This is a genomic window from Roseburia sp. OM02-15, from assembly GCF_003481835.1.
GTDB lineage: Bacteria > Bacillota > Clostridia > Lachnospirales > Lachnospiraceae > Eubacterium_I > Eubacterium_I ramulus_A.
Genome location: NZ_QULX01000014.1, coordinates 44212 through 62053 on the forward strand (window position 1 = coordinate 44212; position 17842 = coordinate 62053).

Sequence of the window (17842 nt, forward strand, 5' to 3'; positions counted from 1 at the left end):
TTCTCACAGTTTGGATTGGAACGAACGATTCAAACTGTGAGAATCAACGGAAGATAGATGTAATAAAAGTGATTTGGAGGCAACATAGCAGAATGGCAAAATTGGTTGATGGGAAAAGAATTTCTCAGGAGATAAAAGACGAATTAAAAGCAGAAGTGGCAGATCTGGCACAGCAGGGAAAGACAGCTTCCCTGGCAGTTATTCAGGTTGGCGGAGATCCGGCATCCAGCGTATATGTACGCAATAAGAAAAATGCATGTGCATATATCGGAATTGGATCAGAATCTTATGAATTACCGGAGGAGACCACCGAAGAAGAACTGCTTGCTTTGATTCAGGAATTGAATCAGAAGGAAGAAGTACACGGAATTCTGGTACAGCTTCCGCTTCCGGCTCATATTGATGAGGAGAAGGTAATTCTTGCCATCGATCCATCCAAAGATGTAGATGGATTTCATCCGCAGAGCGCAGGAGCACTGATGATCGGAAGTAAAGGATTTTTACCATGTACACCTGCGGGCGTCATTCAGCTGCTGAAACGTTCCGGTGTGGAAATGGAAGGAAAAAACTGTGTGATCGTAGGCAGAAGTAACATCGTTGGTAAACCAATGGCAATGCTGATGCTTCGTGAAAATGCAACAGTTACCGTTGCACATTCCAGAACAAAGAATCTGAAAGAATTGTGTAAACAGGCAGATATCCTGATCGTTGCCATCGGAAAACCGAAATTTATCACAGAAGAATATGTAAAAGAGGGTGCGGTTGTAATTGATGTTGGAATCCACCGTCTGGAAGGTAAGAAATTATGCGGAGACGTGGATTTTGATGTTGTGGAGCCGCTTGCAAGTGCGATTACACCGGTACCAGGTGGTGTTGGACCGATGACGATCGCAATGCTGATGAATAATTGTGTAGAGACGATGCGCTAAGAGGACAGAACATGAAATGTGCGAAGTGTGGTGCAGAAATTCGCCCGGGATGTGTGTATTGTTCCAATTGCGGGCAGGAAGCACAGATTGTAACAGAAATTAATATATTGGAAGATGATCTGCTTCGTTCCATGCTGGAAGAGGAAGAAAAGAGTGGCAGTCAGACAGAAACGCTGGTAAGTATAGAAAAAGCGGCAGAAAAGACGGATCAGAAACCGCATGGTACAAAGACCGCATCTGATTCTTCAAAGAAAAAGAAGAAGCGAATGTTGGAAAAGAAACGAAAAAAAGCCAGAAAGACATTGGTAATCCTGGTGGTACTTTTGATTGCGGCGCTGGCAGTTGCCTTTGGTGTGATGCAGTATAATCACAGCAATTCTGTAAGTTACCAGCTGAAAAAGGCAACAGAAGCATTGGATCAGAAAAATTATACCAGTGCGCTTCAGTATGCAGAATATGTACTGCAGCTGGATTCTGAAAATGAAGATGCATTGGTTCTGGAAGGTCAGATTTATGTCCTGATGAAACAGGATGCAAAGGCGGAAACGGTTTTGCTGTGGGTGATTGATCAGAACCCAAGCTGCAAAAAAGCTTATGAACAGTTACTGAGCCTGTATGACAGCAATAATTCTTATGATCAGATTCTGGCATTAAAGAGTAAGGTGACAGACAGCAAGATTCTGTCTCTGTTTGACCAGTATTTACTTGCTGCTCCGGAAATAGATAAAGAGGGCGGCAACTATAATGAATTTCTGGAAGTGACGCTTTCTGTAGATGGCAAAGGAATCGATATCTATTATACGTTGGATGGAAGCGTTCCGACTGATGCGGATAAGAAGTATGAGGATCCGATTCAGATTGAGGAGCAGGGTAAGACAACACTTACTGCAATTGCCATGGACAAAAATGGCAAATACAGTGAACCGGTATCCGCAGAGTATAATATTGAACTGGATGCGCCGGATATGCCATCTGTTTATCCGGATGGAGGAACCTATTATGAACAGAAATCGGTACATGTGACAGTTCCATCCGGAACAACAGTATATTATACCTGGGATGGCAGCACACCGACCAGTAATTCTTCTGTATATCGTGATGCACTTGATATTCCGGAAGGAAATAATATACTGTCCCTGGTTGCAATTGATGATAATGGATTGTCAAGTGAAGTACTGAAATGTAATTATATCTATTATCCGACATCTACGACAGATTCAGATACACAAGATGGAGCATCTTCTGATGCTGAATAACAAAAGTGATAGAAATCCTGAGATAATCAGTTAACAAAAAAGCAATTGGTAAGATTGTTAGTATAACAGTCTTTATCAATTGCTTTTTTGCTATTCTACAAACAGGAAGTATTTGTAAAGTGATACATTTTATCTCAGTCGAGAAGACTCCCACTTCTGCAAGTGGTGAGTAATAACAAGTCTTTCTCAGTGGGAGTACAATCTCCGACTGAGATAAACGCTCCGCGGGGATGTGCAGTGATTCTGAGAAGAATATGTCAGCTTTCGCTGACCAGAATCACGCACCAAGTCTCACGTGCGTTCGACTTGAATTATTTACACTACCTGTTTGTTATTCAATTATTGTCAGTAAAAAACTTAGTGAGCAGCATCGTACTCAGCCAAGTATTTTTTCGTATATTCCACATCAGATGGGCAATCCAGATATTCGGTGCCATATTTCTGACGGGTTTCATTTCCTTTTCCTGTGATCAGTAGAATGGTTTTTCCTTCGGCTTCCATGATCGCTTTGTGGATAGCTTCTCCACGATCTTCGATCATTTCATACGGACAATGCTGTGCCTCTACATACTGCGCAATGTCTTTGGAAATCTGTTCTACCGGTTCTGCACCCGGATCCTCAGCAACCAGATATACTTTTTTAGAGTACATACCGGCGATGGTTCCAAGGTCACGGCGGCGGATAAATGCTTTTTTACCCGGGCAGCCGAAAATGGAAATGATATCGTAATCTGGATACTCTTTTCTGGTGGAAGAGAAGAGTTTGTCAAAGCTTAATTTGTTGTGTGCATAGTCAACAACGGCGATGATATTCTTGTCTGCAGACATATAAGTTTCCATTCTTCCTGAGGAACGTGCACGGTACAGACCGGATTTCATAAACTCAACCGGAATGTTGAATACATAAGCGGCAGCGATGGCAGCTAAAGCATTTTCTACATTAAAGAGTCCCGGCATGGTCAGTGCAAAAGTCTCATCGAAGCGGTCACATTTTACACGGAAGTGGATTTCATGGTCTACTTTTTCAATATCATATCCGTAAATGTCACTGCCTTCGTTTGTACCGAAGGTAATTACATTTGGAGCTGCTTTTGCAGCTTCTGCAACACGCTCAAAATAATCAGAGTTTGTATTGATCAGCGCATTCTTTGTCTGTGCGAACATTTTTAACTTGGAAGAGAAGTAATCTTCAAAATCCGGATGTTCGATCGGACTGATATGATCCTCAGAAATGTTCAGGAAGATGGCAGCGTCAAACATGATCTGCTCCACACGACCATATTTTAAAGCCTGACTGGATACTTCCATTTCAAGGAAATCAATCCCGGAATCTACGGCATTGCGGAAATGCTGCATTAGTTCGATATTTTCCGGAGTGGTGATGTGGGATTCCACTTTTGTTATACCGTCATAAACATCGATGGAAGAGATGACAGCGCTCTCTTTTTTGCCGAGGCTTGCCATATAGTCATCCACGATGGCTTTTACATAGTAAGCGGTGGTAGATTTTCCCTTGGTTCCGCCGACACCGATCAGGTTCAGATCTTTGGACGGATCGTTATAAAAAAGTTTGCCAAGGTACGGCATTGCTTTTCTGACATCAGAAACTAAAATGTATGGAACTTCTGTATTCAGATCAAATTTCTGTTCGCTGACATATAAAGTGGCGCCGTGGGAAACCGCGTCTGCCAGATATTCCGGACGGAAAGCGGCTCCTTTACAGACAAATAAGGTTCCGGATGACGCTTCTTTGGAATTGTAAGTTAATCCCTGAACGGAATCAGCGGCATGACCATACAGATTGCTGTCTGTCACAAGACCGGCGTCTGTCAGGGTATTCAGATAATCTTGCTGTGTATAAGTAATCATAAGTATTCCTCTCTGCTTTTAGTGGTAGTATGTTTTAAATTTGCGGAAGTGGCTGAAGTGGTTCTTGACCATACGCAGCCAGCGGTTAAAGTTGAAATCGCCTTTCATAAATACTGGATTTACAACTTTTCCTTCCCGGATCAGACGGTTTAATTTTTCTTTGTTTTCCGGTTGATGTACATATTTGCGGGCAACTGCTTTCGGTACAACCATCCAGAGGTGTTCGTCTTTTGCAATTTTAAACGGAATGTCTTTGTTGTATACAAACTCTTCGACAAAATAACGGGCTACGTTGAAACCGGAACCTGTCACATAGTAGTTGGAACGTCCCTGACGGGTGTTGATCTCAAAGAATTTGTAGCGGTTGTCACGGATATCGTATTTGATATCAAAATTTGAAAATCCGACATAACCGATAGTCTCTAACAGGTTTTTAACCTTTGTCATCAGTTCTTCCTGCGGTTCTGTGATGATCACGGCATGGTTACCGGAACCGTGTGGTGTATGTTCCTCTAAGAGAACGTGTCCGAGACACATCATTTTTACTTTTTTGTCTTTTCCGGAGAAGCAGGTCAGTACACGCATGAATTCGTCATTTCCAGGAATAGTATCCTGAATGATGAGGGAATCGGTGTATCCTGCATCGTAGATCTGACGGATCGTGTCTTTTAATTTTTTGTCGTTATCAATTTTGTATACTTTTTCCTGTGTCGGGAATTCATGCTCCCAATACATAACGGAGTTGGACGGTTTTAAAATGACCGGGAAAGAGAACGGCAGTTCAAAATCCAGATCCATGCCGTGACGGAATACAAGAGTATCCGGGAAATCAATATCGTGTTCACGGCAGAGACGGTAGAACAGTTCTTTCTGCTGCAGTCTGTCCATCAGCTCAAAATCGATGTACGGAGCAATGACATTTTCCGGCATCTCATCTTTATGACGGCTGCACAGTGCTACATAGGAATCGCCGCAACCGATGGTAAGGACGGTTTTGTCTGCGTGTGCAGCGGCAAAATCGCGGACGGTCTGCATAAATACTTCGTCTGTATCAATTTTTAAATTTGCATGGTATTCAATAATATTACTGTTGTAACTTGGACCGCTTGGAAACTTTCCAAATACATAGGTTTTTACCTGATATTCTTCATAAAATGCACGGGCAACACTGTATGTATTGATGTCGCCGCCAAAAAGCATTGGTATGAAGGGCTGTTTTTTAAATTCCATATCTATAATCCTCCAATTATTTCTATTGTGATTCCTGCACTATTTTATACCAGATGCGTCATTTATACAAGTTCATTTCCCGGAAAAAATTATGTTATAGTTCGTCAGAAAACGCATGTAGTTGACACTAAAAAACAGATTTGATATAGTCGAAAGCGGAAAAGTGTGTTATGATACATTTTTGCAAGAAAAATATTACCTTTTATAAAGAAAAGGAACCATAAGCATAAGGAAAGGAAACCATAAGCATATGGAAAAAAAGAAATTAGGAATTTTAGGAGGAATGGGATCAGAAGCTACGGTGCTTTTTTATAAAAAGATTATCGATAATACTTCGGTAAACAATGACCGTGAGCATCTGGACATTCTCATTTATAATCATGCGTCGATTCCGGATCGTACGGAATGCATTTTGTGTGGAAAGCAGGATTATCTGTGGGACATTATTGCAAAAGATATCCGCGGTATGGAGCAGCTTGGATGTGAATATTTTGCAATTCCATGTAACACCTGTCATTATTTTGCAGACCGTCTGCAGGAACTGACAAACGGAAAATTCATCAACATGATCGAAGAGACTGCACGTTACGCATCTGAGCGGGGCAGAAAGAAAGTCGGTGTTATGGCGACAGATGGAACGGTCAAGGGCGGTATGTACAAAAAAGCACTGGAAAAATATGGCATTGAAGTGGTATATCCGTCAGAAGAACGTCAGAAAGATGTTATGTCTCTGATCTATGAGCAGATCAAACGTGGTGAGAAAGGTGACCGTCATCAGTTTATGAACGTGGTGCATGAACTGCGTGGACAGGGCTGTGATGCAGTGATTCTTGCATGTACAGAGTTATCTGTATTAAATGTCAATTACAGCCTGAATCCGGACTTTTATATTGATGCCATGAACGTAGTGGCAAAGGCATGTATTGAAAGATGCGGTGGTGTTTACTGCGAGTAATTTTCGCTACCATAATATGTAAAGGTATGGTATAATAATTTCAAATGAGTCAATGGGTTGGTATGATTGACAAGTGATGAATGTTATTTATGAACTGCTTTTATTTATGAGAGAATGCATTTAAGTGAGCCAACATAGCAATGTGATTGATAAAGAGCGAAATTATAGCGTGATGTGATCACAAAATAATGAAAGTAAATAAAAAGAAAGGACAGAATTCTTATGAAGAGAGTTTTACTGAAGCTGAGCGGAGAAGCGCTGGCAGGAGATAAAAAATTTGGTTTTGATGAGGCAACCGTTACCGTTGTTGCAAATCAGGTAAAACAGTTAGTAGATCAGGGAATTGAAGTCGGTATCGTAATCGGCGGAGGAAACTTCTGGAGAGGACGTACCAGCGAGACTATCGACCGTACAAAAGCAGATCAGATCGGTATGCTTGCAACTGTTATGAACTGCATTTATGTATCTGAGATCTTCCGTTCCGTAGGAATGAAGACAAACGTACTGACACCGTTCGAGTGCGGTTCCTTTACAAAACTGTTTTCCAAAGACCGTGCAAACAAATATTTTGAAAAAGGAATGGTTGTATTTTTCGCAGGTGGAACCGGTCATCCGTATTTCTCCACAGATACAGCAACTGTTCTGCGTGCCATCGAGATCGAGGCAGACGTTATCCTGCTTGCAAAAGCAATCGATGGTGTATATGACAGTGATCCGAAGACAAATCCGGATGCAAAACGTTACGATGAGGTAAGCATTCAGGAAGTTATCGACAAACAGCTGGCAGTTGTTGATCTGACGGCATCCATCCTGAGCATGGAAAATAAAATGCCGATGTATGTATTTGGATTAAACGAGGAGAACAGCATTGTAAAAGCAATCAGCGGCGATTTTAACGGAACGAAAGTAACCGTATAATCCATATAAGATAAGTAATATCAGAAGGTAAAAAGAAAATATTTGGAGGATTAAAATATGGCAAACGAGACAATCAAACCTTATGAGACAAAGATGCAGAAATCTTACAACAACTTACTGGAGGAGTACACATCCATCCGTGCAGGTCGTGCAAATCCGCATGTACTGGATCAGATCCGCGTAGATTATTATGGCGCACCGACAGCAATCCAGCAGGTTGCAAACGTATCTGTTCCGGAAGCACGTATGATCATGATCCAGCCTTGGGAGGCATCCATGGTAAAAGCAATCGAGAAAGCAATCATGACATCCGATCTTGGAATCAATCCGACAAACGATGGAAAATGTATTCGTCTGGTATTCCCGGAGCTGACAGAGGAGAGACGTAAAGATCTTGCCAAAGATGTAAAGAAAAAAGGCGAGGCTGCCAAAGTTGCTGTTCGTAACATCCGTCGTGATGCAAACGATGCTTTAAAGAAAATGGGTAAAGCAGGCGATGTATCTGAGGACGAGATCAAAGATCTGGAGACTCAGGTTCAGAAACTGACAGACAAATACATTGCTGATGTTGACGCTGCAGTTGCAGAAAAAACAAAAGAGATCATGACAGTATAATAGCAAAATACAGTATTTTGCTGATGTCAATTCATAGAAATTCATAATCGAATCGAACACAGATGAATGGCATTGACTGATCTGAAAAATCGGAAAGATAAGAAAGATGGGGACATGGCGCAGGCTATGTCCTTTTCTGAGAAAGGGGAAAAATATGGAACTTTCACAGTTGAAGATACCGACCCATGTCTCCATTATCATGGATGGAAACGGCCGCTGGGCGAAATCAAAGGGGATGCCGCGTACTTACGGACACTCCAAAGGCGCAGATGTGATCATGGATATCTGTGAGGATGCAGATGCACTTGGTATCAAATATCTGACAGTATATGCATTTTCCACAGAAAACTGGAGCCGCCCGGAATCAGAAGTAAAGACATTAATGTTTTTATTCCGTAAATATATTAAAATCTGCTATACAAAAGCGATGAAAAATAACACCAGAGTGCGCGTGATCGGAGACAAGACCGGTCTGGCAAAAGATCTGCAGGAAAGTATCCGCACACTGGAAACTGACACCGCAAAAAATACTGGTCTGCAGTTTCAGATTGCGATTAATTACGGCAGCAGGGATGAGATGCTGCGCGGCATGCGCCAGATGATGCAGGATTATAAAGAAGGAAAAATCACACTGGAGGAAGTGGATGAAGCACATTTTTCAGATTATCTGGATACTGCAGGAATCCCGGATCCGGATCTGATGATCCGTACCAGCGGAGAGCAGAGACTGTCTAATTATCTGATGTGGCAGCATGCATACAGTGAGTTTTATTTTACGGATACTCCATGGCCGGAGTTCAATAAAGCAGAGCTGGTGAAAGCGATTGAGGCTTATACAAGCCGTGACCGTCGTTATGGTAAGGTAAAGGCGTAACGGAATTTGAGCCGAATATATCAGATGGGAGCCAATCCCCCATCTGATATAGCCTCCGGCAGGATTACAGAGGTGCGCAGTTGAAGTATGTCATGCAATTGCATGACGCGCACCTCGCAACAAGAATGCCGGAGCATTCTTGAAATGAAAGCTTGTGTATAACTTGGGTTAGCATAAGTTTTGCATATGTGGTTGATGATAAAAAGGGATTTTTAAAGAAATACCTGAATGTAAGAGAGGAAAAAATATGTTTAAGACAAGACTGTTGAGTGGTATCGTTCTGGTGCTGCTGGCATTGCTATTTATTATACACGGAGGATACCTGCTTCTGACCGTACTGGGAATTATCTCCCTGATCGGACTGTTTGAGCTGTACCGTGTATTTGGAATTGAAAAAAGTGCACCGGGAATCGTGGGCTATGTGGCAGCCATTGTATATTATCTGAATGTAGCATTTGGTTTTATCCCGGATATTATGATGTTTGTGATGGCATTGCTGATCGTGTGTATGTGCGTGTTTGTTTTTGGCTATCCGAAATTTCATGCGAACCAGATCATTGCTACATTTTTCGGCGTGTTCTATGTGGCAGTTATGCTGTCCTGCATTTATGAGACACGTTCTTTAGAGGGCGGAAGATATCTGGTATGGTTGATCTTTTTGTGCTCCTGGGGCTGCGACACCTGTGCATACTGCGTGGGAATGCTCTTTGGAAAACACAAGATGGCACCGGTGTTAAGCCCGAAAAAATCAGTGGAAGGTGCTGTCGGCGGTGTGGTTGGAGCTGCATTACTGACACTTATTTACGGATTCTTATTCCGTGGTTCTATGCATGTAGATGTGCCATATATTTTTATGATGGCAGGTATCTGTGCGGCAGGCGCACTGATCTCCATGGTGGGTGATCTGGCAGCTTCCGCGATCAAGCGTAACTTTGATATCAAAGATTATGGAAAACTGATTCCGGGTCACGGTGGTATTCTGGATCGTTTTGACAGTGTCATTTTTACTGCACCGATCATTTTCTATCTGACTGGTAATCTGTTACAGCTTGCTATTTAAAAGTGCTGCATTTCACATACATTATTTGAAAATGCGTATTTAGACTATCATTTTTTAGCATGTGAAGTGCGAATTTTAACTTAAAACTTTCAAGAGAAAGGAATAAGAGGAATGAAATATATAGCGATTCTGGGTTCCACCGGTTCCATCGGTACCCAGACACTGGAAGTTGTGCGTGCACAACAGGATATAAAAGTAACCGCATTATCAGCAGGCGATAACATTGACCTGCTGGAGCAGCAGATTCGTGAATTCAAACCGGTTCTGGCAGCGGTAAAGACAGAAGAAAAAGCGAAAGAACTGGCACTTCGTATCAGTGATCTTGATATTCCGGTACTGTCTGGCATGGACGGACTGATGGCAGTGGCTTGTGAAGAAAAAGCAGAAGTTCTGGTAACAGCGATTGTTGGCATGCTTGGCATCCGCCCGACGATTGCAGCGATTGAAGCCGGAAAAGACATTGCACTGGCAAATAAGGAGACTCTGGTAACTGCGGGACATATTATTATGCCGCTGGCAAAAAAATGTGGTGTTCGTATTTTACCGGTAGACAGTGAACACAGTGCAATCTTTCAGTCTCTGAATGGGGAGAAAGAGCACGGAAACAAGATTGACAAAATTTTACTGACCGCTTCCGGCGGACCGTTCCGTGGAATGACCAGAGAGCAGCTTTCCCAGGTGCGTCTGGAGGATGCCCTGAAACACCCGAATTGGGTGATGGGACGTAAAATCACCATTGATTCTGCAACATTGGTAAACAAAGGTCTGGAAGTAATGGAAGCAAAATGGCTGTTTGACGTAGAGCTGGATCAGATTCAGGTTGTAGTACATCCGCAGAGCGTGATCCATTCCATGGTACAGTACGAGGATGGTGCGATCATTGCGCAGCTTGGTACACCGGATATGAAACTTCCAATCCAGTATGCACTGTATTATCCGGAACGTAGATTTTTACGCGGCATGCGCCTTGATTTTTACAAGCTTGGTCAGATGACATTTGAAGCACCGGATATGGATACCTTTGAGGGACTGAAATTTGCGTTGGAGGCTATGCGCCGCGGTGGAAATATTCCGACGGTATTTAATGCAGCAAATGAGAAAGCAGTAGCAATGTTTCTGGAGCGGAGAATCGCATTTCTTGATATTCCTGATATTATCGCATCTGCAATGGAGGAAATTACATATATTGAACATCCGTCTGTGGAAGAGATTCTGGCAACGGAGGCAGCAGTATATGAATGGATAGAAAGCAGGTGGTAGGGTGATCATAAAGTATATCATAGCGATATTACTGTTCAGTGCGATTATTCTGTTTCACGAACTGGGACATTTCCTGCTGGCAAAAGCCAACGGAATCCGGGTCAATGAGTTTTCTCTGGGACTGGGACCAACCATCGTGGGATTTACAAAAGGTGAGACAAAGTATTCCATTAAACTGCTGCCTTTTGGCGGCGCCTGTATGATGGAGGGCGAGGACAGCCAGAGTGATGATGACCGGTCTTTTCAGAAAAAATCTGTCTGGGCGAGGATCAGTGTCGTTGCGGCGGGACCGATTTTTAACTTTATCATGGCCTTTGTGCTGGCAGTCATCATTCTTGGAAATATCGGTATCTCCACACCAACCGTAGCGCAGGTGGAAGATGGATATGGTGCTCAGACAGCAGGATTGCAGGCAGGTGATGAGATCATCAAAATGAATCATAAACATATTCATTTTTTCAAGGAAATCAGTATGTATACACTGTTTCATGCCGGTGAGACTGTGGAAGTTACTTATGAGAGAAATGGTGAGCGCCATATCGTAGAAGTGCAGCCGACTTATGATGAGGAACAGGGACGTTACCGTTACGGAATTGACGGTTCCGGTGAATATACAAAAGTCGGTCCGATCAAGACACTGCAGTACAGTGTGTATGAAGTGAAATACTGGATTCAGTATACAGTGGGAAGCCTGAAAATGCTTCTGACCCGTCAGGTCAGTGTCAACGATCTGTCCGGTCCGGTTGGAATTGTAAAAACCATCGGGGATACTTACGATATGAGCAAGTCGGATGGTGCATTTTACGTCTGGATGAATTTGCTGAATCTGGCGTTGCTGCTGTCGGCAAACCTTGGTGTGATGAATTTGCTTCCGATTCCGGCACTGGACGGTGGTCGTCTTGTATTTCTGGTGATCGAGGCGATTCGTGGAAAGCGCGTCAGTGAAGATAAAGAAGGCATGGTGCATTTTATCGGATTGTTGTGTCTGTTTGGACTGATGATCCTGATTATGTTTAATGATATCCGAAAGCTGATACCATAGGCAAATTAAGAACGTTTCGATAGAATTTACTGAGATGAAGTAGAGAAAGTAATGTTTCTTCTGATAAACTGTGAAGTAACAACTATTTAGCTATGAGCAAGTAGTGTAAAAGGATTTGGAATATCCGCTTATTTTAAAAGGAGAAGAAAATGGCAGAGAGAAGACGTACAAAAGAGGTACGAATCGGTGATGTGGTCATTGGTGGCAAGCATCCCATCGCGATTCAGTCCATGACAAATACAAAGACACAGGATGTTGAGGCAACGGTAGCTCAGATTCTGCAGCTGGAGCGTGCGGGATGTCAGATCATCCGCAGTACGGTTCCGGATATGGAAGCGGCAAAAGCGTTGGCAGAGATCAAAAAACAGATTCATATTCCACTTGTTGCGGACATACATTTTGATTACAGACTTGCTATTGCAGCCATGGAAAACGGTGCAGATAAGATCCGTATCAATCCGGGCAACATTGGTTCTGCTGAGCGCGTGAAAGCAGTAGTTGACTGTGCCAGAGAGCGTAATATCCCAATCCGTGTCGGTGTAAACAGTGGTTCGCTGGAAAAAGAACTGGTAGAGAAATATCATGGTGTGACAGCAGAAGGAATCGTAGAGAGTGCACTGGATAAAGTGAAAATGATTGAGGATTTTGGCTATGATAATCTGGTTATCAGTATCAAATCTTCAGATGTTATGATGTGTGTGAAAGCACATGAACTGATTTCAAAACAGACGGATTATCCGCTGCATGTGGGAATCACGGAGTCTGGAACAATCATCAGCGGAAATATCAAATCCTCCATCGGTCTGGCACTGATCCTAAATCAGGGGATTGGCGATACAATCCGTGTATCTCTGACCGGAGATCCGGTGGAAGAAATCAAATCAGCCAAGCTGATTCTGAAAACACTGGGGCTGAGAAACGGTGGCATAGAGATTGTTTCTTGTCCGACCTGCGGACGTACCAGTCTGGATCTGATCAGTCTGGCAAATAAAGTAGAAACCATGGTGGCAGAATTTCCACTGAATATAAAAGTGGCTGTAATGGGCTGCGTGGTAAACGGACCCGGGGAAGCGAAAGAAGCGGATCTTGGTATCTGCGGTGGAAAACAGGAAGGTCTGATCATCCGTCGCGGAGAAGTGATAAAAAAAGTACCGGAAGCAGAGTTGCTGGAGGCACTGCGTCAGGAACTGATCAATTGGAGTGAATAGATAAATGGCAAAAAGCTTTTTTGAGGTATTTCCACAATTAAAACTGGATACAGATCTGCAGGGCATGCTGGATGATGCCACGGTTTCAAAGGTTTCTACAACGAGACAGAGAAACTCACTGCGCATTTATCTAGGATGCGGCAGACTTTTGCCAAAAGAAAAAGTATATTTTCTGGAAAATGAGCTGAAACGGCAGCTTTTTCCGCATCATACGATGAACATCAAGATCATTGAAAAATTCCAGCTGTCCGAGCAGTATACATTGAAAAACCTGCTGGATGTGTACTGGAACAGTATTTTGACGGAATTTCACCGCTACAGTCTGCTGGAATACAATCTGCTGCGTCATGCAAAATTAGACGTGGTGGAGGAAAAAGTACTGCGTGTCAGTCTGGAAGATACGGTTCTGGCGCATCAGAAGGAAGAGGAAATTTATCACATTCTGGAGAAGATTTTCAATGAACGCTGCAATCTGTCGATTCAGATTGAGATGGAGTTTCATGAAAAAGAGGCATCAAAATATCGGAAAAATGCAGATATCAAGATGCAGAATGAGGTAGAAAATGTCATCCGGCTTTCCAGCTTTGGTGCGAAACGTCATCCGGAGGGAGAATACATGGAAAACCCGGAAGCCGGTGCGTCGGAAGTACCTTGGGAGACTGGTGATTCTGCAGCAAAACCTGCAAAAAAAACAGCAGAAAAGAAAACCGAAAAAGCAGCAGCTGTCAAAAAGGAATCCTCTGCAGCAGAGAAAAAGCCTGCAAAACAGGAAGACCGTGGCGGTTTCAAAAAGAGCTTTGGCGGAAAACGGGATTTCAGGGATCGTGGTTCTTACAAAAGATCCGATAATCCGGATGTGGTATACGGTCGAGATTTTGACGAAGAAGCAATCCGTATCGAACAGATCATGGGAGAGATGGGAGAAGTTGTCATTCGTGGACAGATTCTGTCTATGGATGAGCGCCCGATCCGTGGTGAGAAAACGATTCTGATGTTTTCCATTACCGACTTTACCGATACGATCATGGTAAAAATGTTCTGTAAAAATGAGTATCTGGATGAAATCAAAAATGGCGGTGTTGCGAAAGGTGCATTTTTGAAGATCAAAGGTGTAACAACGATTGACCGGTTTGACAGTGAGCTGACCATCGGTTCAGTCATTGGTATTAAAAAAATCCCGTCCTTTGTATCTACCCGTATGGACACCAGTCCGGTGAAACGTGTGGAACTGCACTGCCATACAAAAATGAGTGATATGGATGGTGTTTCCGATGTCAAAGACATCATCAAACGTGCCATGAAATGGGGACACAAGGCCATCGCCATCACAGACCACGGAGATGTACAGGCGTTCCCGGATGCAAATCATGCCATTGGAAAGGACGATGATTTCAAGATTATTTACGGTATGGAAGCATATCTGGTGGACGATTTGAAAGGTCTGGTAGAACATCCGATGGGACAGTCTTTTGCAGATACCTTTGTAGTATTTGACCTTGAGACCACTGGATTCAGTCCATCCAAAAACCAGATCATTGAGATCGGTGCGGTAAAAGTTGTAAACGGTTCCATCACGGAACGTTTTTCCACGTTTGTCAATCCGAAAGTACCGATTCCGTTTGAAATCGAACAGCTGACCAGCATCAATGACGATATGGTGCTGGATGCGCCGACCATTGACGAAATTTTACCAAAGTTTATGGAATTTTGCCAGGATGCGGTTATGGTTGCACATAATGCAGACTTTGATATGAGTTTTATCAAGCACAACTGCAGTGCGCTTGGATTAGAGTGTGAGAAGACCGTTCTGGATACGGTAGCATTATCCCGTGTTCTGCTTCCGGCACTGAACCGATTCAAGCTGGATACGGTGGCGAAAGCATTGAATGTGTCACTGGCGCATCATCACCGTGCGGTAGACGATGCGGCCTGTACGGCAGAGATTTTTGTTAAATTGGTGGAAATGCTGCGGGATCGTGGTGTGGAAACTATGGAAGATTTAGACCAGATGGAGAGTTATACGGAAGAGACCATTCGAAAAATGCCAAGTTATCATGCGATCATGCTGGCACAGAATGATATCGGTCGTGTGAATCTATATCGTCTGGTATCGGATTCCCATATTAAATATTATAACCGGCGTCCGAAGATTCCAAAAAGCGAATTTATGAAATATCGGGAAGGTATTCTGCTTGGTTCCGCCTGTGAGGCAGGGGAGTTATATCGTACTTTATTACGTGGAAGTTCGCAGGAAGAAGTTGCGCGAATCGTGCAGTTTTATGATTATCTGGAGATTCAGCCGCTGGGAAACAATGCGTTTATGCTGCGCACCGACAAAGAACCGGTGGAATCAGAAGAAGATCTGAAAGATATCAACCGTCAGATCGTAGAACTGGGCGAGCAGTTTAACAAACTGATTGTGGCAACCTGTGACGTGCATTTCCTTGATCCGGAGGATGAAGTATACCGCCGTATCATCATGGCGGGTAAGGGCTTTAAGGATGCAGATGATCAGGCTCCGCTTTTCCTGCGTACCACAGAGGAAATGCTGAAGGAATTTGAGTACCTTGGCAGTGAAAAAGCAGAAGAAGTTGTCATTGAAAATACAAATAAAATAGCAAATATGTGTGAAAAAATCTCACCGGTCAGACCGGATAAGTGTCCGCCTGTCATTGAAAATTCCGATGGCATGCTGCGTGAAATCTGTTATACGAGAGCGCATGAGATTTACGGCGAAGATCTGCCGCCGGTGGTTGTTGAGCGACTGGAACGTGAGTTGAATTCTATTATTTCTAATGGATTCGCCGTTATGTACATCATTGCGCAGAAGCTGGTGTGGAAATCCAATGAGGACGGTTATCTGGTAGGTTCCCGAGGTTCCGTAGGCTCCTCTTTTGTAGCCACGATGGCAGGTATCACGGAGGTAAATCCGTTAAGTCCGCATTATATTTGCAGTAACTGTCATTATGTAGATTTTGATTCGGATCTGGTAAAAAGTTACGCCGGAAAAGCCGGTTGTGATATGCCGGACCGCAACTGCCCGCACTGTGGTCAGAAGCTGATCAAGGAAGGATTTGATATCCCATTTGAGACGTTCCTTGGATTTAAGGGAAACAAAGAGCCGGATATCGATCTGAACTTCTCCGGTGATTACCAGAGTAAGGCGCATAAATATACCGAGGTTATTTTCGGTGATGGTCAGACGTTCCGTGCGGGAACTATCGGTACGTTAGCTGATAAAACAGCATTTGGATATGTAAAAAATTATTACGAGGAACGTGGTGTTCACAAACGAAATTGTGAGATTGATCGAATCGTACAGGGATGCGTTGGTGTGCGACGTACCACCGGTCAGCATCCGGGTGGAATTATTGTACTTCCACTGGGTGAAAATATTTATTCTTTCACCCCGGTACAGCATCCGGCGAACGATATGACGACGGACATCATCACAACGCATTTTGACTACCATTCCATTGACCACAACCTGTTAAAACTTGATATTCTTGGGCACGATGATCCGACCATGATCCGTATGCTTCAGGATCTGACCGGTGTGGATCCGCAGACGATTCCGCTGGACAGCCCGGAAGTTATGTCCTTATTCCAGAATACCTCAGCTCTTGGCATTGAGCCGGAAGATATCGGCGGATGCAAACTGGGGGCTCTTGGAATTCCGGAGTTTGGTACTGATTTTGCTATGCAGATGTTAATTGATACCAAACCACAGGCATTTTCGGATCTGGTCAGAATCGCAGGTCTGTCCCATGGAACAGACGTATGGCTTGGTAATGCCCAGACTTTGATTCAGGAAGGAAAAGCAACGATTTCCACTGCGATCTGTACCCGAGACGATATCATGACATATCTGATCGGTAAAGGACTGGACAGTGAGGAGGCGTTTACCATTATGGAGCGTGTACGAAAAGGTGCCGTTGCCAATGGAAAATGCAAGGAATGGCCGGAATATAAGAAAGACATGCTGGATCACGGGGTGCCGGACTGGTATGTGTGGTCCTGTGAAAAAATCAAGTATATGTTCCCGAAGGCGCATGCGGCGGCATACGTTATGATGGCATGGCGAATTGCATGGTGTAAGGTATTTTACCCGCTGGCTTATTATGCGGCATTTTTCAGTATCCGTGCCACATCCTTTAACTATGAGCTGATGTGTCAGGGAAAAGAACGACTGGAATATTTCATGCATGATTATGAACGGCGAAAAGATACCCTGTCCAAAAAGGAGCAGGATACTTACAAAGATATGCGTATTGTACAGGAAATGTATGCCCGTGGATTTGAGTTTTTACCGATTGACCTTTATAAAGCGAAAGCACATCATTTCCAGATCATTGATAATAAACTGATGCCATCCATCAGTACCATTGACGGTCTGGGAGACAAAGCGGCAGATGCAGTCGTGGAGGCGGCAAAAGACGGAAAATTTCTTTCAAGGGATGATTTCCGGCAGCGTACAAAAGTCAGCAAGACGGTAATTGACCTGATGGTGGATTTGGGAATTTTAGCGGATCTTCCGGAATCCAATCAGTTGTCATTGTTTGATCTGTAGTGGAATGTTTGTTTTTTATAAGTAATTGAAGATAGAGATAAAGAAAAAATTAGTTT

The 17842-nt window shown here is 43.4% G+C and carries 13 protein-coding genes; 11 read left to right on the forward strand and 2 right to left on the reverse strand.

Translation table 11 applies throughout. The features are described 5' to 3' along the window. Window positions 1–92: 92 nt before the first annotated feature. A complete protein-coding gene (gene folD / locus DXB15_RS12350) occupies window positions 93–929 on the forward strand; it encodes a bifunctional methylenetetrahydrofolate dehydrogenase/methenyltetrahydrofolate cyclohydrolase FolD (RefSeq protein WP_109214362.1) in 837 nt (278 codons plus the stop codon). 11 nt (window positions 930–940) lie between these two features. Beyond that, a complete protein-coding gene (locus DXB15_RS12355) occupies window positions 941–2185 on the forward strand; it encodes a chitobiase/beta-hexosaminidase C-terminal domain-containing protein (RefSeq protein ID WP_118703111.1) in 1245 nt (414 codons plus the stop codon). 357 nt (window positions 2186–2542) lie between these two features. Here the strand turns inward: DXB15_RS12355 and DXB15_RS12360 are convergent, their stop codons facing one another. Together DXB15_RS12360 and DXB15_RS12365 are read right to left on the reverse strand one after the other, a co-directional pair. Further along, entirely contained in the window at window positions 2543–4054 is a 1512-nt protein-coding gene (locus DXB15_RS12360; RefSeq protein WP_118703112.1) for a Mur ligase family protein, read from the reverse strand. Window positions 4055–4072: 18 nt separating this feature from the next. After that, window positions 4073–5284, reverse strand: coding sequence for a carboxylate--amine ligase (locus DXB15_RS12365; RefSeq protein WP_109215022.1), 1212 nt, complete (start codon window positions 5282–5284; stop codon window positions 4073–4075). A gap of 250 nt (window positions 5285–5534) precedes the next feature. Between DXB15_RS12365 and DXB15_RS12370 the strand changes: the two genes are divergently transcribed. The 9 genes from DXB15_RS12370 (at window position 5535) to DXB15_RS12410 (ending at window position 17786) form a co-directional block, all read left to right on the forward strand. Continuing rightward, a complete protein-coding gene (locus DXB15_RS12370; protein WP_109215021.1) occupies window positions 5535–6239 on the forward strand; it encodes an aspartate/glutamate racemase family protein in 705 nt (234 codons plus the stop codon). Window positions 6240–6461: 222 nt separating this feature from the next. Further along, a complete protein-coding gene (gene pyrH / locus DXB15_RS12375) occupies window positions 6462–7157 on the forward strand; it encodes a UMP kinase (protein ID WP_021739139.1) in 696 nt (231 codons plus the stop codon). 57 nt (window positions 7158–7214) lie between these two features. Continuing rightward, entirely contained in the window at window positions 7215–7772 is a 558-nt protein-coding gene (gene frr, locus DXB15_RS12380; protein WP_118703113.1) for a ribosome recycling factor, read from the forward strand. Between the two features lie 154 nt (window positions 7773–7926). Then, window positions 7927–8646 (forward strand): isoprenyl transferase, encoded by a 720-nt coding sequence (locus DXB15_RS12385; protein ID WP_118703114.1) that lies wholly within the window; start codon window positions 7927–7929, stop codon window positions 8644–8646. Window positions 8647–8893: 247 nt separating this feature from the next. After that, on the forward strand, window positions 8894–9706 hold the full coding sequence (locus DXB15_RS12390) for a phosphatidate cytidylyltransferase (protein ID WP_109215018.1): 813 nt from the start codon (window positions 8894–8896) through the stop codon (window positions 9704–9706). Between the two features lie 111 nt (window positions 9707–9817). Continuing rightward, on the forward strand, window positions 9818–10966 hold the full coding sequence (dxr, locus tag DXB15_RS12395) for a 1-deoxy-D-xylulose-5-phosphate reductoisomerase (RefSeq protein WP_118703115.1): 1149 nt from the start codon (window positions 9818–9820) through the stop codon (window positions 10964–10966). 7 nt (window positions 10967–10973) lie between these two features. Then, window positions 10974–12008: an RIP metalloprotease RseP gene (rseP, locus tag DXB15_RS12400; protein WP_109215024.1), complete on the forward strand. Its 1035-nt coding sequence runs from the start codon at window positions 10974–10976 to the stop codon at window positions 12006–12008. Between the two features lie 149 nt (window positions 12009–12157). Continuing rightward, window positions 12158–13216, forward strand: a complete 1059-nt coding sequence (gene ispG, locus DXB15_RS12405; protein ID WP_118703116.1) for a flavodoxin-dependent (E)-4-hydroxy-3-methylbut-2-enyl-diphosphate synthase — start codon at window positions 12158–12160, stop codon at window positions 13214–13216. 4 nt (window positions 13217–13220) lie between these two features. After that, window positions 13221–17786, forward strand: a complete 4566-nt coding sequence (locus tag DXB15_RS12410) for a PolC-type DNA polymerase III (RefSeq protein WP_118703117.1) — start codon at window positions 13221–13223, stop codon at window positions 17784–17786. Window positions 17787–17842 lie beyond the last annotated feature (56 nt).

Excerpts from the sequence above, each read along its gene's own strand:
- DXB15_RS12360 (WP_118703112.1), bottom strand. The coding sequence starts at position 4,054 with ATGATTACTTATACACAGCAAGATTATCTGAATACCCTGACAGACGCC.
- pyrH (WP_021739139.1), top strand. The coding sequence starts at position 6,462 with ATGAAGAGAGTTTTACTGAAGCTGAGCGGAGAAGCGCTGGCAGGAGAT.
- folD (WP_109214362.1), top strand. The coding sequence starts at position 93 with ATGGCAAAATTGGTTGATGGGAAAAGAATTTCTCAGGAGATAAAAGAC.
- dxr (WP_118703115.1), top strand. The coding sequence starts at position 9,818 with ATGAAATATATAGCGATTCTGGGTTCCACCGGTTCCATCGGTACCCAG.
- DXB15_RS12355 (WP_118703111.1), top strand. The coding sequence starts at position 941 with ATGAAATGTGCGAAGTGTGGTGCAGAAATTCGCCCGGGATGTGTGTAT.
- DXB15_RS12390 (WP_109215018.1), top strand. The coding sequence starts at position 8,894 with ATGTTTAAGACAAGACTGTTGAGTGGTATCGTTCTGGTGCTGCTGGCA.
- ispG (WP_118703116.1), top strand. The coding sequence starts at position 12,158 with ATGGCAGAGAGAAGACGTACAAAAGAGGTACGAATCGGTGATGTGGTC.
- DXB15_RS12385 (WP_118703114.1), top strand. The coding sequence starts at position 7,927 with ATGGAACTTTCACAGTTGAAGATACCGACCCATGTCTCCATTATCATG.
- frr (WP_118703113.1), top strand. The coding sequence starts at position 7,215 with ATGGCAAACGAGACAATCAAACCTTATGAGACAAAGATGCAGAAATCT.
- DXB15_RS12365 (WP_109215022.1), bottom strand. The coding sequence starts at position 5,284 with ATGGAATTTAAAAAACAGCCCTTCATACCAATGCTTTTTGGCGGCGAC.
- DXB15_RS12410 (WP_118703117.1), top strand. The coding sequence starts at position 13,221 with ATGGCAAAAAGCTTTTTTGAGGTATTTCCACAATTAAAACTGGATACA.
- DXB15_RS12370 (WP_109215021.1), top strand. The coding sequence starts at position 5,535 with ATGGAAAAAAAGAAATTAGGAATTTTAGGAGGAATGGGATCAGAAGCT.